At 57.6% G+C, this 15,330-nt stretch carries 10 protein-coding genes; 6 read left to right on the top strand and 4 right to left on the bottom strand.

Features of this window, described 5'->3' with window-relative positions; translation table 11 throughout:
- Positions 1-117 precede the first annotated feature (117 nt).
- From ldtA to AB8846_RS23185, 3 genes are all read right to left on the bottom strand, one after another.
- On the bottom strand, positions 118-1,014 hold the full coding sequence (gene ldtA, locus AB8846_RS23195) for a L,D-transpeptidase (protein ID WP_370733772.1): 897 nt from the start codon (positions 1,012-1,014) through the stop codon (positions 118-120).
- Positions 1,015-1,075: 61 nt separating this feature from the next.
- Complete coding sequence (locus AB8846_RS23190; protein ID WP_047652427.1) at positions 1,076-3,769, bottom strand: cation-transporting P-type ATPase; 2,694 nt, start codon at positions 3,767-3,769, stop codon at positions 1,076-1,078.
- A gap of 47 nt (positions 3,770-3,816) precedes the next feature.
- Positions 3,817-4,248 carry a universal stress protein gene (locus tag AB8846_RS23185; protein ID WP_023312348.1) on the bottom strand — a complete coding sequence of 144 codons (432 nt, stop codon included), beginning with the start codon at positions 4,246-4,248 and terminating at the stop codon, positions 3,817-3,819.
- A gap of 396 nt (positions 4,249-4,644) precedes the next feature.
- Here AB8846_RS23185 and AB8846_RS23180 point away from each other — a divergent pair, with 396 nt between their 5' ends.
- Genes AB8846_RS23180 through AB8846_RS23170 form a run of 3 tightly spaced genes read left to right on the top strand, consistent with a single transcriptional unit; the run spans position 4,645 to position 9,754 of the window.
- Positions 4,645-5,730, top strand: coding sequence for an efflux RND transporter periplasmic adaptor subunit (locus AB8846_RS23180; protein WP_370733771.1), 1,086 nt, complete (start codon positions 4,645-4,647; stop codon positions 5,728-5,730).
- A complete protein-coding gene (locus AB8846_RS23175) occupies positions 5,730-8,792 on the top strand; it encodes an efflux RND transporter permease subunit (RefSeq protein ID WP_370733770.1) in 3,063 nt (1,020 codons plus the stop codon). Before AB8846_RS23180 ends, AB8846_RS23175 begins: the two co-directional genes overlap by 1 nt.
- The gene (locus AB8846_RS23170; protein ID WP_370733769.1) at positions 8,789-9,754 is read left to right on the top strand and encodes an acyltransferase; all 966 of its coding nucleotides are present in this window, start codon (positions 8,789-8,791) and stop codon (positions 9,752-9,754) included. The genes AB8846_RS23175 and AB8846_RS23170 overlap by 4 nt, the downstream gene beginning before the upstream one ends.
- On the opposite strand, the gene pagP is transcribed toward AB8846_RS23170, so the two are convergent.
- On the bottom strand, positions 9,751-10,326 hold the full coding sequence (gene pagP / locus AB8846_RS23165; protein WP_370733768.1) for a lipid IV(A) palmitoyltransferase PagP: 576 nt from the start codon (positions 10,324-10,326) through the stop codon (positions 9,751-9,753). The two genes, AB8846_RS23170 and pagP, sit on opposite strands and share 4 nt — an antisense overlap.
- Before the next feature lie 256 nt (positions 10,327-10,582).
- Here pagP and shiA point away from each other — a divergent pair, with 256 nt between their 5' ends.
- The 3 genes from shiA (at position 10,583) to AB8846_RS23150 (ending at position 15,215) form a co-directional block, all read left to right on the top strand.
- Complete coding sequence (shiA, locus tag AB8846_RS23160; RefSeq protein WP_370733767.1) at positions 10,583-11,896, top strand: shikimate transporter; 1,314 nt, start codon at positions 10,583-10,585, stop codon at positions 11,894-11,896.
- Between the two features lie 73 nt (positions 11,897-11,969).
- A complete protein-coding gene (locus AB8846_RS23155; RefSeq protein WP_063144489.1) occupies positions 11,970-13,424 on the top strand; it encodes an AMP nucleosidase in 1,455 nt (484 codons plus the stop codon).
- 18 nt (positions 13,425-13,442) lie between these two features.
- Positions 13,443-15,215 carry an aminopeptidase P family protein gene (locus tag AB8846_RS23150; RefSeq protein ID WP_370733766.1) on the top strand — a complete coding sequence of 591 codons (1,773 nt, stop codon included), beginning with the start codon at positions 13,443-13,445 and terminating at the stop codon, positions 15,213-15,215.
- The last annotated feature ends 115 nt before the right edge of the window (positions 15,216-15,330 follow it).

Below are 15,330 nucleotides of genomic sequence, written 5' to 3'. Positions count from 1 at the left end.
TTTTTTTTTTTTTTTTTTTTTTTTTGGGGGGGGGGCGGGCCCCCCACCCCCAAAAAAAAAAACCCCGTCGCGGGCGCGGGGGGCCCCCCCCCCCCCCCCCACCCGGCGAAAATCACCTCACATGCCGATCTTAACCGGCATCCCCGACCGCCGCTCCAGTTCAGCGCCCGCGCCCTCGTTTATCAGCTGCGTTCGCTGCGCGGCTGAAATGGGAAGAGGCACTTTCCGGGTTGACTCAAATTCCGCGCGGTTACGTGATAATGGCTCGTGAACCTCCACCCAGCGGCTGCCGTCCGGCTCGGTGGTGACTTTAACGGGCCGATCGATAAGCTGCACGCGGGTTCCTACGGGAACGTTATCGAAAAGGTATTTGATGTCGTTATTACGCAGACGAATACAGCCCTGGCTCACCCGCAGCCCGATGCCAAAATTCGAGTTTGTGCCGTGAATGGCATAGAGCCTGCCGATATAAATCGCATACAGCCCCATCGGGTTATCCGGCCCGGCGGGCACGAAAGCCGGAAGCGTTTTACCTTCTGCCGCATACGCACGGCGCGTATTCGGCGTCGGAGACCAGGTTGGCCCCTCCTGCTTACGCTCAACGGCCGTCACCCAGTTGCGCGGGGTTTCGCGCCCGGCCTGACCGATGCCGATGGGCAATACTTCAACGGTGTTACCGCCTGGCGGGTAGTAGTAAAGGCGCATTTCCGCCGCATTCACGATAATGCCCTCGCGGACGGTGTCAGGCAAAATCAGCTGCTGAGGTATCACCAGCCGGGTGCCGGATTTAGGCAAAAAAGGATCCACGCCCGGGTTTGCTTCCAGCAGGTTGCTCAGCCCCTGTCCGTACCGCGCGGCAAAGGCTTCCAGAGGCAGCGTGTTGCCTTCGGGAACGGTGAGGACAATTGGTTTTCCCACCAGACGACTGCCTTCCGGTGGAAGTGTATAAGTTACGGCAAACGCACCAGGTACAGCGGCACACAGCGTAAGGACGAACCAGGTAAGTCGAATCATAATTTCCTGTGCTCAAAAAAGAGAAAGCCCGGGCTCAGGCAGGCTTTCTCAGTTTACGCTATCACGCCTCGGTTTTGCGCCACCTGCGCGTTAACACTTTTTCCGCCTCGACAATAAGGAACATCACAAAACCAATCAGGAAGGTGATGACCCAGTAGCGGAACGGCAGCGCTTCGGTGCCAAACAGCATCTGCATGAACGGTGCGTAAATGATAAGAAGCTGTAGCGCCAGCAGTACGCCGCTCACGATCCAAATCCCTTTGTTCGCCAGCAGGCCTTTGCTCAGCGAGAAGCCGTCATTAACGCGGCAGTTGAGCATGTAGAACCACTGCGCCGTTACCAGGGTTTGCAGCAGCACGGTGCGGATAAACTCCGCCGAGTAGCCGCGCGGCTGTAGCCAGGCTTCCAGCACGAAGGCGCTAATGGCAATCATCAGACCGACAAACACCACGCGCCAGATAGCATAGCCGTCCATCACATGGAGATTCGCCTTGCGCGGTGGCCGGTTCATGATGTCCTTCTCACCCGCTTCAAATGCCAGGCCAAACGACAGCGTTGCCGACGTCGCCATGTTCATCCACAGGATCAGGACCGGCGTCAGCGGGATAAGGTTCCCCGCCAGCAGCGCGATGATGATCAGCAGGGCCTGCGCGATGTTGCTGGGAATAACGAACAGAATGGTCTTTTTCAGGTTATCGTAAACCCGACGTCCCTCGTGCACCGCGCTGGCAATGGTGGCAAAGTTGTCATCCGTTAACACCATGTCGGCGGCTTCCTTGGTGACTTCCGTCCCCTTAATCCCCATGGCGATACCCACATCCGCCCGCTTGAGCGCCGGGGCATCATTTACGCCATCCCCGGTCATGCCCACGACTTCCTGTTTACTTTGCAGGGCCTGCACAAGGCGGAATTTATCCTCGGGACTGGTTCGGGCGAAAATATCGTACTGCTGCGCGGCGTCGCTCAGCTGACGATCGTCCATCGCCTCCAGCTCACGTCCGGTGATAGCGCTTGCGGCGTTACCAATCCCCAACATTTGCCCAATGCTCATGGCCGTTTGCGGGTGGTCGCCGGTGATCATTTTCACGCGGATCCCGGCCTGCAGACAGTCGGCAATGGCGGTTATGGCCTCCGGACGCGGCGGGTCCATCATTCCTGCAATACCCAGCAGGATCACGCCATCATGCAGGTCCGGGTGATCCAGCTCGCGCTGCCCCTCGCGGGCAGGTTTCCAGGCCGCAGCCACCATGCGCAACCCTTCCCGGGCATACTCTTCAATCTTCCCTTCCCAGTAAGGCTGATCGAACGGCTGCAGTCCGTCATTCGTTTGCTGGTACTGGCAGAGGCGGAACAGGACGTCCGGCGCGCCGGTAATTAAAATCACCTCTTCATCGCCCAGCCGGTACAGCGTGGACATGTATTTATACTGCGAATCAAATGGGATTTTGCTGCGCATTTCGGTATCAAGCGGTGGAAGCGGAATTTTCGCCGCCAGCACCTTCAGCGCGCCCTCGGTTGGTCCCCCGGTGATTTTCCACAGCCCCTGCTCGTCTTTAATCAGCTGGCTGTCATTACAGAGGTCGATGGTGCGCAGGTAGCGTTCCAGCAGGGAACCCTGCGTCACGCTGACGGGCGTCGGGTCATCTACGGGGTGAATATTTCCCACCGGTTCGTAGCTGTCGCCCTCCACGCGATAGGTCGTATCAGCGGTAATCACCGCTTTGACCGTCATTTCGTTCATCGTCAGGGTGCCGGTTTTATCCGAGCAGATGACCGTCATTGCGCCCAGCGTTTCCACCGTGGGCAACTTACGAATGATGGCCTTGCGACGCGCCATGGCCTGTACGCCAAGCGAAAGGATGATGGAAATGATGGCCGGCAGGCCTTCCGGCACGGCGGCAACGGCGAGGCTAATAAGCGACAGCACCAGTTCAGAAACCGGCATATCCCGGAACAGGAGGCTAAAGACAAACAGCGCCACCATCATCACCAGGATAGTGATGAAGATGGTCTTACCGAGCTTGTCCATCTGCACCATCAGCGGCGTGCGGTGCTTTTCAATGTCGGACATCATCTGATTGATGTGGCCCAGCTCGGTCTCGCCCCCGGTTGCCACCACTACGCCTTTACCGCCGCCGGAGCTGACGGTGGTGCCTGAGTAGAGCAGATTATACCGGTCACCTAAAGGCAGTTCCCCGCTTAGCGCATCGCTGTTTTTCTCAACAACGGTGGATTCGCCGGTCAGAATGGCTTCCTCCACGCGCAGGTTATGCGCTTCAATTACGCGCAGGTCCGCAGGGATACGATCCCCGGCGCGGATCACCACGATATCACCCGGGACCAGCGCCGTGGTGGGGATCGTTTCATGATTCCCCTGTCGTACCACCACGGCTTCGCTGGAGAGCATATTGCGAATACTCTGCAACGATTTTTCAGCATTGCTCTCCTGGATATGGCCAATCAGCGCGTTAATGATGGCAACCCCAAGGATCACAAACATGTCTACCCAGTGGCCCATAAACAGCTTAAGCAACGCGGCCACCAGCAGAACGTAAATCAACACGTCGTTAAAATGCGCCAGGAAGCGCAGCCAGGCGGGTTTACCCTTTTTTTGCGGTAACGCGTTCTCACCATGCTGCTGAAGTCGGGCTGATGCCTCAGTGCCGCTAAGGCCTTCCAGGGTGGAGTGGATATTCGACAGGGTTTCGTCAACGGTTTGTTGATAATACGGACGTTCAGGTTTTCCTGTTTTCATCGTTCCTTCCTCAGGTTCTATTCAGAAATCACCTTGCTTCTCTGTAATTAACGAATAACGAAAACAGGAACATGTGCGTAACGAACAATACTTGCCGCCTCTGATCCTAACAAATGAGTTTGAATATTTGGATTTCGCGAGCCGACAATAATCGCGCCGACGGTAAGTTCATCCGCCAGCTTAATAACCTCATCACGAACGTTCCCGCTACGGACGTGGAGATGAACACGCTCTTCTGGCAGATTCACTTTTTTGACCAGGTCAGACAGCTTTTCTTTCGAATTATTAATCATATATTCATCCATTTTGCGCGCATCTGAAATAAAACCACGCGTCAGTTCGGCTGAAAATTTGGGCATGACGTGCAGCAAATGAATGTCACCCGATGCGCTTTGCGCCAGAAACTGTGCATGCTGCAACGCTTTATCCGCCAGGCTTGTCTCGTAGACATCCACCGGAACGAGAATGTTTTTATACATATCGAGCATCCTTTTTATAACCAACACGAGAGTGAATGAAGCAAAAAAACGCATTAAATGCAGGGGGTTGCCCTTAATGCCAGTTACGGTAAAAAGAGATGAATAATATTAAACGTAGCACAGGAATATCAGGTTTAGCGCTTCCCCACTGATAATGGTTATTTAACATTTATCTTTTCGCCGACTATGCTCATAGTCAGCCACCGCTTCCGGCTCACGGAGGAATGTATGTATGGTTTAAGCCTGATCCGCCTGGGTATGTTTATTGCGCTTGCCATTATCGCCAGCACGGCGATTGGTTTATTTACCTATATGGTCGTCACTGTTCTGGCAGAATAGTGTCACCCCTGTCCAGGTGATGGAATAAATAAAACAGTTATTTATTAGGGGAATACAGTGAACCGCTACCTCTCTCTTTTACCGTTCGTTTTGTTAACGCTCACGGCGTGCGACCCAAAACCCAAGCAAGCCGCCCCCCTGCCCAGGATGGTAAAAGTGGCGGAGGTGACGGTTCCCGGTCACGCCCAGCAGCGCGTTTTCCCCGCCCGCATTGAATCGGGCGATGCCACAGACCTTTCCTTCAAGCGCGCAGGTCAAATTGAAGCGCTCGATGTTCGTCAGGGTGCCGTCATCAAACAGGGGCAACAGCTTGCCAGACTGAACGCCCGTGAAGCCCAGCAGCGGGTTAACGACAGACAAACGGCGGCGACGCTGGCCCAGAGGCAGTTCGACCGCTTCCAGACGCTGGCGGGCCGCCAGGCGATTTCGAAAGCAGAAATGGACGTGCAGCGCGCAAACCGCGATTCGGCGAATGCGGCGCTGCAGATTGCCCGAGAAGAGCTGAATCAGATGACGCTCGTCGCGCCCTTCAGCGGGACGGCGGCCAGCGTACACGTGCGAAACCATCAGGTGGTGTCCCCCGGCCAGCCCATCGCGACGTTAACCCGCACCGACCTGCTGGACGTGGTGTTCAGCATCCCTGAAAACCTGTTTAAGACCTTTGATATCCGCAACGCGCAGTATCGCCCTGTAGTGAGAATTAACGCCATTCCGGATCGGGAATTTACCGCCGTCTACAAAGAGCACTCGGGCAGCAGCGACAGCAATACCCTGACCTGGCAGGTGATACTGACCATGCCGCGGCCCGATGATTTTCCCGCCGTCGGTGGCGTAAGCGGTACGGTGACCATCAATTTGACCAACCTCCCGGCTGGCGCGGACGCTCAGGCGCTGGTCGTACCGGTTGAGGCAGTCTTTAACCCGGACAACAGCCCGCGCAATGAGCCGCACGTCTGGGTCGTAACGGGCGAAGGCGACACGCTCCACCTTGAGGACCGCAAGGTCAGCGTCGGGCAAGTGAGTACCGAAGGCGTGGTGATTACCAGCGGGCTTAAGGCGGGCGAGCGCGTGGTGGCCGCAGGCGTTGGGGAGCTCCATGCTAACCAGCCGGTGCGTATCTGGACGCGTGAACGGGGACTGTAATGGATATCTCTCGTCAATTTATTAATAACCCTGTTCGCGTCTGGCTAACGATCCTGCTGCTGGGCATTGGGGGTATTTTCGCCCTGTTGAATATCGGCAGGCTGGAAGATCCCGCCTTTACCATCAAAACTGCAGTGGTAGTGACTCACTACCCCGGTGCATCCGCTCAGCAGGTTGAAGAAGAGGTGACGCTTCCGCTGGAGAATGCCCTTCAGCAGCTGCCTTATCTGGACAACGTGAGCTCCATCTCGTCAAACGGCCTGTCGCAAATCACCGTTAACATCGCTTCTCGCTATCACTCGAACGAGCTGCCGCAGATTTGGGATGAACTGCGCCGCCGCGTGGGCGATGCCTCGCGCCAGTTCCCGCCCGGCGTCGTCACGCCCTTCGTGAATGACGATTTCGGCGATGTGTTCGGCTTCTTCTTCGCCATTTCCGGAGATGAATTCAGTAATCCTGAGCTGGTGAGATATGCGGAGCAGCTGCGCCGGGAGCTGATTCTGATCCCCGGCGTCGCGAAGGTTGCCATCGGCGGGGCGATTAGCCAGCAGGTCAACATTGATATCTCCCTGACCAAAATGGCCGCGCGCGGCATTACGCTGAACCAGCTTTCCGCCCTGCTGAGCAGACTTAACGTCGTTTCCAGCGCCGGAGAAATTACCTCCGGCACCGAATCCATTCGCCTGCACCCGACCGGTGAGTTCGAGAATCTTGATGAACTGGCGGATATCATCATCACGCCTTCCGGCACCGGGGCGGCGACGCGTCTGCGGGATATCGCCACGCTGTCGCGCGGGCTGAACGAATCGCCAGCCAGTATCTACCATGCCAACGGCAAAAAAGCCGTCACCATGGGCGTCTCGTTTATTCCCGGCGTGAACGTTATCGACGTGGGCCACGCGCTGGAGGCGAAGCTAAACCAGATGTCGGCGGAAAAACCGGCGGGCATACAGATAGACCTGTTTTACGATCAGGCAGCCGAAGTGGGCCACTCTGTTAATGGTTTTATTATTAACTTCCTGATGGCGCTGGCGATTGTCATCGGCGTGCTGCTGATCTTTATGGGCGTGCGCAGCGGGATCATCATCGCGTTTTCTCTCGCGCTTAACGTGCTGGGCACGCTGCTGATTATGTATCTGTGGGGCATTGAGCTACAGCGCATCTCGCTCGGGGCGCTGATTATCGCCCTCAGCATGCTGGTGGATAATGCCATCGTGATTGTCGAAGGGGTGTTGATTGCCCGACAGCAGGGCTCTCCGCTGTTAACCGCCGTGAACTACATCATACGCCGCTCCGCCCTGCCGCTGCTGGGGGCGACGGTGATTGCCATCCTGGCATTTGCCCCTATCGGGCTGTCGCAGGATTCCACCGGGGAATACTGTAAATCCCTGTTCCAGGTGCTGCTGATTTCCCTGATGCTGAGCTGGTTCTCGGCGCTCACCCTCACCCCGGTCCTGATTAAGTGGTGGTTGTTTAAAAACGACAGCGCGCCTGATAAAACCGACGAGTCAGATCCTTACGACAAACGTCTCTACCGCCTCTACCAGCGCCTGCTTAACACGCTGCTGCACCATAAGGCACCGACGCTCATTGTGATGGCTGCGCTGCTGGCGGCGTCTGTCTGGGGCTTCGGCGCCGTACGGCAAAACTTTTTCCCGTCGTCTAATACGCCGATTTTCTTTGTCGACCTGTGGTTACCCTACGGTACCGATATCAAGTGGACTGAGAAAATGACCGGCGATATTGAAAAAACGATCAATGGCCAGCCAGGCGTGGAGACCACCGTCTCAACCATTGGTCAGGGAAGTATGCGGTTTATTCTGACCTACAGCGGACAGCGCCAGTACGGCAACTATGCGCAGATCATGGTGCGCATGGACGACCAGCGCAACATCTCTGCCCTGACGCGCCACGTTGACGAGTACATCGCGCGAAACTATCCGCAGGTCAACGCCAGCACCAAACGCGTGATGTTTGGCCCCTCCGGCGACAGCGCCATTGAGGTGCGCATTAAAGGCCCGGATCCTGACAGGCTGCGCCTGATAGCCAGCCAGGTGGACGACATCCTCACCCGTGACCCGGCCACGGGCAGCGTCAGGAACGACTGGCAAAACCGCAGCAAGGTGATCCGCCCACAGTACGTTGCCGCCCTGGGCCGCGAACTTGGCGTAGATAAGCAGGACGTGGATAACGCGCTGGAGATGAACTTCTCCGGCAGCCGGGCGGGGCTGTACCGGGAAGGCAGCGACCTGCTGCCCGTGGTGGTGCGCCCGCCTGAGAGCGAACGGCTGGACGCCAATCACCTGAACAACGTGCTGGTGTGGAGCCAGACGCGGCAGCAGTATATCCCGCTAAGTAACGTCGTCAGCCGCTTCTCGCTGGAGTGGGAAGATCCGCTCATCCTTCGCCGCGACCGCTCGCGGGTGCTGACGGTGCAGACCGATCCCGACCCGCTGAGCCAGCAAACCTCCGGGGACATTCTCGCCCGCGTGAAGCCGCAGATTGATGCCCTTCCCCTGCCGCACGGCTACAGCATTGAATGGGGGGGCGACGCGGAAAACTCCAGTGAAGCGCAGCAGGGGCTATTCACTACGCTACCTCTCGGGTATCTGGTGATGTTTGTCATTACGGTTCTGATGTTCAGCTCGGTAAAAAATACCGTTGCTATCTGGCTCACCGTACCGCTGGCGCTGATTGGCGTGACGCCGGGATTTTTACTTACCGGCATTCCCTTTGGCTTTATGGCGCTGATTGGTCTGCTGAGCCTGAGCGGCATGCTGATCCGCAACGGCATCGTGCTGGTGGAAGAGATCGAACAGCAGAAAACGCAAAAGGATCAGCACAGCGCGATCGTGTACGCCGCGACCTCGCGCCTGCGCCCCATCCTGCTCACCGCGTTCACGACCGTACTTGGCCTGGCTCCGCTGCTGCTGGACGTTTTCTTCCAGAGCATGGCCGTTGTGATTATGTTTGGACTGGGGTTTGCTACAATCCTGACGCTGCTGGTACTCCCCGTGATCTATGCGTGTTTCCATCGTAAGGACGAAGCCAAACAACAATGAATGCGACAGGGCTGAATATTATCAAGACGCTGGGCTGTATGACGGCGGTCACCTTCTTTACCATCTACAACACCTGGGATCATTATGATTATGACTATCACTGGATCCTGGGGTTTTTAACCTTTATCTCGACGATTGCCACACCGCTGTTTTTTGTCGTTGCGGGCTATCTCGACGGACAATCACGGCACGGCACCCGCTGGCAGCTGGGTAAAATTAAAAGTCTGGTGATTGTTTTTCTGTTCTGGATAACGATCTACTACCTGTGGGAACCCTATCAGCGCGGGTATTTAATCCAGCCCTGGTTCGTGTTTGCCTTTGTGGTGATTTACACCTTCCACCCGGTGGTGGAGTGGCTCAGCCAGCGGCGAGCGCTGTTCTGCGGCGCGATTGCCGCCCTGCTGCTCTTTTCCTACGGATACGATCTGCTTTCGGCGCTTTATCCTGAAAAGCACGCCCTTTCGCTTTCACCGCAGTATCGGCTGTGGACGTGGCTGCTGTTTTATCTGACGGGGCAACTCTTCTGCGATCCGAAAGTCGCCGAGTGGATTAGCCGCAAAAATGTCGTCAGGGCAGCGGTTGTCGCCATCCCGTTTATCTATCTCTTCACCTGGTTTTACGAGCGCCACTTCTTCTTCGCGCTGTTCAAGGCGGACAGAAACGCCTTTATTCTCACCGGCTCGCAGATCTACATCCTGATTATTGCCCTGGTGATTGCGGCGAACGGCGTGCGCTTTCGCCGCAACGCTGAATTTAAGGAGTCCATTCTGGCCGCCATCAGCAAAACGATGACAGGCGTGTACATTGTGCACTACTCGGTGTTTCATCTGCTGACGGCGCTGATACCGGTGACCTCTCTCGGTATGAAGCTGGCGCTGATTGTGCTCACGTTCGTCACCTCTGTTCTCTTCTCCATGCTGGTATTGTCTAACGCCGTGGCTAAAAAGGTGATCACTCTTTAGAAGCCTAAGCGCAGCCAGGCAAAGAGCACGTTGCCGTTGTTATACGTCCCGGGAATATAGGTGAACTGAACGGTAACGCGCTTATACCCGGCCGAAAACAGCGGGAAAATGAACGGTAGCGGGACATAGTTTGCAAAATCATCTCGCGCCGTGATGCCCGCTGCGGCACCGAGCCCCAGGCGGAAATCTTTGGCATTATCCAGATACCAGCCCTTCTCCCAGCCGTAGCCCATCGCGGGCTGCCATTCGTTGTGCGAGTCCTTGAACATCATCGCAAACAACGCGCTCCAGTTGCCCTCTTCGTTATAGCGGGAAACGCCCAGCCCGCCGCCCCACGGCATTTCATTGTAATTGTCCGTTTTTTCTTTGTCGTACATAAAGCGAGCGTGCCAGCTCAGGAACGGCAGGTACAGGTCGTAACGCTGAGGCTCTTCCCAGGTCCGGGAGATATCGTCCGTCAGCGCATTCCACCAGCCGCTGATGCGTTGCTCACCATAGACGTTGGGCTCCGCGTTAAGCGGTGCGGCGAATAAAAACAGGACCATCCAGAATGCCGAAAAAGTGCGTTGCATCGTTTTCCCTCAGCTTAAGCCACGCAGCGGTATCTATTACTGTAATCCATTCAGCACTAACCGGAGCCAAACAGACTGATTTATCTCGAGGCAGGGAAAGATGAAATTTTTTTATTCAGCGCCTTCCGGAAAGATAAAAACGTTTTCTCAGGCGTTTTGTCGCGGTAGTCTCATAGGTTCCGTTGATACGACGGCTGCTTTGTGAGTGACCTTTTCTTATACCAATAATTAAAAAATCAGTACGGACAGGACAACTATGGACTCCACCCTCATCTCCGATCGTCCCAACGAGGAGACACCTTCGCTCAATCGTGCCCGCCGCGCGGCCTTAGGCAGCTTCGCGGGTGCCGTCGTCGACTGGTATGATTTTCTGCTTTACGGCATCACTGCCGCCCTGGTGTTTAACCGCGAGTTTTTCCCTCAGGTCAGCCCCGCGATGGGCACGCTCGCCGCGTTTGCCACCTTCGGCGTCGGCTTTCTGTTTCGCCCGCTGGGCGGGGTGATCTTCGGCCACTTCGGCGACCGTCTTGGCCGCAAGCGCATGCTGATGCTCACCGTCTGGATGATGGGGATCGCCACCGCGCTTATCGGTATTCTCCCCTCGTTTGCCTCTATCGGCTGGTGGGCGCCGGTACTGCTGGTCACCCTGCGCGCCATTCAGGGCTTTGCGGTAGGCGGCGAATGGGGCGGCGCGGCGCTGCTGTCCGTTGAGAGCGCGCCGAAGAACAGGAAAGCGTTTTACAGCAGCGGCGTACAGGTCGGGTACGGCGTCGGCCTGCTGCTTTCCACCGGGCTGGTATCGCTAATCAGCCAGCTCACCACCGACGAGCAGTTCCTGAGCTGGGGCTGGCGCATTCCGTTCATCTTCAGCATCATGCTGGTCATCGCCGCGCTGTGGATCCGTAACGGGATGGAGGAGTCGGCTGAGTTCGAAAAGCAGCAGGAAAAACCGGCCACGAACACACGTCTTCCGGTCATGGAAGCCCTCGTCCGGCACCCTGGCGCTTTTCTGAAAATTATCGCCCTGCGCCTGTGCGAACTGCTGACGATGTACATCGTCACCGCGTTTGCCCTGAACTACTCGACGCAGAATCTCGGTCTGCCGCGCGAGCTGTTCCTGAATATTGGCCTGCTGGTCGGCGGGATCAGCTGCCTGTCTATCCCCTGCTTCGCCTGGCTGGCGGACCGGTTTGGCCGTCGTCGCGTTTACATCACCGGGGCGCTGATTGGCACCCTCAGCGCCTGGCCGTTCTTTATGGCGCTTGAGGCGCAGTCGATCTTCTGGATTGTCTTCTTTGCCATCATGCTCGCGAACATCGCTCACGATATGGTGGTCTGCGTGCAGCAGCCGATGTTTACTGAACTGTTCGGGGCAAGCTACCGCTACAGCGGCGCGGGCGTGGGCTATCAGGTGGCAAGCGTGGTCGGCGGCGGATTTACGCCGTTTATTGCCGCCGCGCTGGTAACCTTCTCCGGCGGCAACTGGCACAGCGTGGCGATTTATCTGCTGGCCGGCTGCCTGCTGTCGGCGGCGACGGCGCTGCTGATGAAAGAGACGAGCCACAGCTGATCTCCCTTTTGTTTCACAGGCGTGTGACATACTATCGGGTAGAGTCGCACACCTGTGGAACAAGGAGACAGAGATGAATAATAAGGGCTCCAGCCTGACCCCGGCTCAGGCGCTGGAAAAACTCGACGCGCTGTATGAACAGTCCGTCAACGCGCTGCGCAGCGCCATCAGCGAATATATCGAAACAGGGAAACTTCCCGATGAAAAGGCCAGAACCGCGGGCCTTTTTGTTTATCCATCGCTCTCTGTGACCTGGGACGGCAGCGCCAGCACCACCCCAAAAACCCGCGCCTACGCCCGTTTTACCCACTCGGGCTGCTACAGCACCACCGTCACCCGTCCTGCACTGTTCCGCCCGTATCTTGAAGAACAGCTCACGCTGTTGTACCAGGATTACGGCGCGCATATTCACGTTGAGCCCTCGCTGCATGAGATCCCGTATCCCTACGTGATTGACGGCTCGGCGTTAACGCTTGATCGCTCCATGAGCGCGGGGCTGACCCGCCACTTCCCGACGACGGAACTTTCACAGATTGGCGATGAGACGGCTGACGGGATTTATCACCCGGCAGAATTTTCTCCCCTGTCGCACTTCGATGCCCGCCGGGTCGATTTCTCCCTGGCGCGCCTGCGCCACTACACCGGTACGCCAGTCGAACATTTCCAGCCGTTCGTGCTCTTTACCAACTACACCCGCTACGTTGACGAGTTTGTCCGCTGGGGCTGCAGCCAGATCCTCGACCCGGAAAGCCCGTACATCGCGCTGTCCTGCGCGGGCGGGATCTGGATCACCGCAGAGACCGAAGCGCCCGAGCAGGCCATTTCCGACCTGGCGTGGAAAAAGCACCAGATGCCCGCCTGGCACCTGATCACCGCCGACGGTCAGGGCATCACGCTGATCAACATCGGCGTTGGCCCGTCAAATGCCAAGACCATCTGTGACCATCTCGCGGTACTGCGCCCGGACGTGTGGCTGATGATTGGCCACTGCGGCGGCCTGCGCGAAAGCCAGCTGATTGGCGACTACGTGCTGGCCCACGCCTATCTGCGTGATGACCACGTGCTTGATGCGGTGCTGCCGCCGGACATCCCAATCCCGAGCATCGCGGAAGTCCAGCGCGCGCTGTACGACGCCACCAAAGAGGTCAGCGGCATGCCGGGCGAAGAGGTTAAACAGCGCCTGCGCACCGGTACGGTCGTCACAACGGATGACCGCAACTGGGAGCTGCGCTACTCCGCCTCCGCGCTGCGCTTCAACCTGAGCCGCGCGGTGGCGATTGATATGGAGAGCGCCACTATCGCCGCGCAGGGGTATCGCTTCCGCGTCCCTTACGGCACGCTGCTGTGCGTCTCCGATAAGCCGCTGCACGGTGAAATTAAGCTGCCGGGCCAGGCCAACCGTTTCTACGAAGGGGCTATCTCAGAGCATCTGCAGATTGGTATTCGCGCCATTGATTTGCTGCGGGCAGAAGGTGACAAGCTCCATTCCCGCAAGCTGCGCACCTTCAACGAGCCGCCGTTCCGCTAATAACGATAAGGAAAAACAATGTCCAGCACATCACCGCTCTCTGCCCTGCGCCACTGGCTTGAGGCCAGCCATCTCGACGGGATGATCGTCCCGCGGGCGGATGCCTGGCAGAGCGAATACTGCGCGCCCTACGACGAAAAGCTGGCCTGGCTGACGGGCTTTGACGGTTCGGCTGGCGTCGCGCTGGTGCTGAAAAACAAAGCGCTGCTGTTCGTCGACGGGCGCTATCAGGTTCAGGCTCGCGTTCAGGTCAATACGGATGAGGTTGAGATCCACCACCTGCACAACGAGCCGCTGGCAGAATGGCTTGCAGAAAACGCTGAGGCCGGGACACGCATCGGTTTTGACGCGCTGCTGATGACAAATTCAGAATTTGAGCAGCTGTCTGCCACGCCGTGCGAGCTGGTGCCTCTGAAAGCCTCGCCGTTTGATACGCTATGGACTGACCGCCCTGCGGCACCAGCGGGGCTTATCCGCGAGATGCCCGTTGAGATCAGCGGTGAAAGCAGCGCAGAAAAACGTCAGCGCGTCGCCGCCGTGCTGGCCGCAAACAGTGCTGATTATCTCGCCGTCACCCTGCCGGATAACATCGCCTGGCTGTTAAACGTGCGTGGCGCGGATATCCCTTACAGCCCGGTACCGCTCTCCTTTGCCCTTCTTGGTCGTGACGGTCACGTTGAGTGGTTTGTTAACGACAATAAGCTCAGCGCCCTGCCTGACGATGTGCGCAGTGCGTTCACCATTGCGCCGCAGGATACCTTTATTGAACGATGCCAGCAGATTGCTGAAGGCAAACGGGTGATGATTGATGCCGATTCCGCGCCGGTGGCCCTGCGCTTCGCCATTGAGCCACGGGGAGAAATTGTCTGGCGAACAGACCCCATCCCCCTGATGAAAGCGACTAAAAACCCGGTCGAGCTGGCAGGCTATCGCGAGTGCCATCACCAGGACGGGGCCGCGTGGGTCAACTTCCTCGCCTGGCTGAGCCGTGAAGTGCCGCGGCGCGAGGCGGCAGGACAACCGCTCACCGAGCTGGACGCGCAGGCGCAGCAGCTTGCGTTCCGTCAACAGCAGCCTGGGTTCATCGAGCAGAGTTTTGCGACCATCTCCGCCTCTTCGAGCAATGCGGCGATGTGCCACTATCATTCGAGCGAGGCCAGCAATAAGCCCATCGGCCATGACCATTTTTACCTGAACGATTCCGGCGGTCAGTATGTTAACGGCACCACCGACGCCACGCGCACGCTGGCGTGGGGGAAAGTCGATCCGCAGCAGCGCCTGCACTACACTGCCGTGCTGAGAGGCTTCCTGTCGCTCATTACCCTGCAGTTCCCTTCCGGGACTCAGGGGCATCAGCTGGATGCGTTTGCGCGTCGCCCGCTGTGGGAGATGGGGCTGGATTACGATCACGGCACGGGGCACGGCGTGGGGCACCAGCTGCTGATCCATGAAAACCCGCATCGCATCGCCAAAAAGGTCAACCCGTGGCCGCTGGTGGCGGGCAATATCATGACTATCGAGCCGGGCTACTATCTGGGCGACAGCCACGGTATTCGTATTGAAAACCAGGTGGAGATTGTGGAGAGTCGTCCGGGGTTCTGTAGATTTGCCTCGCTGACGCTGATCCCGATCGACCTAAGCCAGGTTGAGCTGCATCTGTTGAGCGAGCAGGAAAAGCAGTGGCTGGATGCGTATCACCGGCAGGTACGCGAGGCGCTCTCACCTCTGGTGAATAGCGATGCGCGTCCGTGGCTGGTGGAAGCGACGGCGCCGATTCGTATGAACGGATAGTGCGGCTTTTGCCGGGTGGGGGGGGGGGGGGGGGGACGCGCCCCCCAGATCAGGGGGTGTTTTTTTTGGGTGGGGGCGACGCCCCCCCCCCCAAGAAAAAAAATAACAAAAAAAA

This window comes from Enterobacter sp. KB-221C9, assembly GCF_041320715.1.
GTDB lineage: Bacteria > Pseudomonadota > Gammaproteobacteria > Enterobacterales > Enterobacteriaceae > Enterobacter > Enterobacter asburiae_D.
The sequence above is the reverse complement of the archived record's forward strand: the minus strand, read 5'-3'. Positions and strand labels throughout refer to the sequence as shown.

Coding starts and splice junctions, on each gene's coding strand:
- AB8846_RS23185 (WP_023312348.1), bottom strand. CDS start 4,248: ATGTATAAAAACATTCTCGTTCCGGTGGATGTCTACGAGACAAGCCTG.
- AB8846_RS23155 (WP_063144489.1), top strand. CDS start 11,970: ATGAATAATAAGGGCTCCAGCCTGACCCCGGCTCAGGCGCTGGAAAAA.
- shiA (WP_370733767.1), top strand. CDS start 10,583: ATGGACTCCACCCTCATCTCCGATCGTCCCAACGAGGAGACACCTTCG.
- AB8846_RS23190 (WP_047652427.1), bottom strand. CDS start 3,769: ATGAAAACAGGAAAACCTGAACGTCCGTATTATCAACAAACCGTTGAC.
- AB8846_RS23170 (WP_370733769.1), top strand. CDS start 8,789: ATGAATGCGACAGGGCTGAATATTATCAAGACGCTGGGCTGTATGACG.
- pagP (WP_370733768.1), bottom strand. CDS start 10,326: ATGCAACGCACTTTTTCGGCATTCTGGATGGTCCTGTTTTTATTCGCC.
- ldtA (WP_370733772.1), bottom strand. CDS start 1,014: ATGATTCGACTTACCTGGTTCGTCCTTACGCTGTGTGCCGCTGTACCT.
- AB8846_RS23175 (WP_370733770.1), top strand. CDS start 5,730: ATGGATATCTCTCGTCAATTTATTAATAACCCTGTTCGCGTCTGGCTA.
- AB8846_RS23150 (WP_370733766.1), top strand. CDS start 13,443: ATGTCCAGCACATCACCGCTCTCTGCCCTGCGCCACTGGCTTGAGGCC.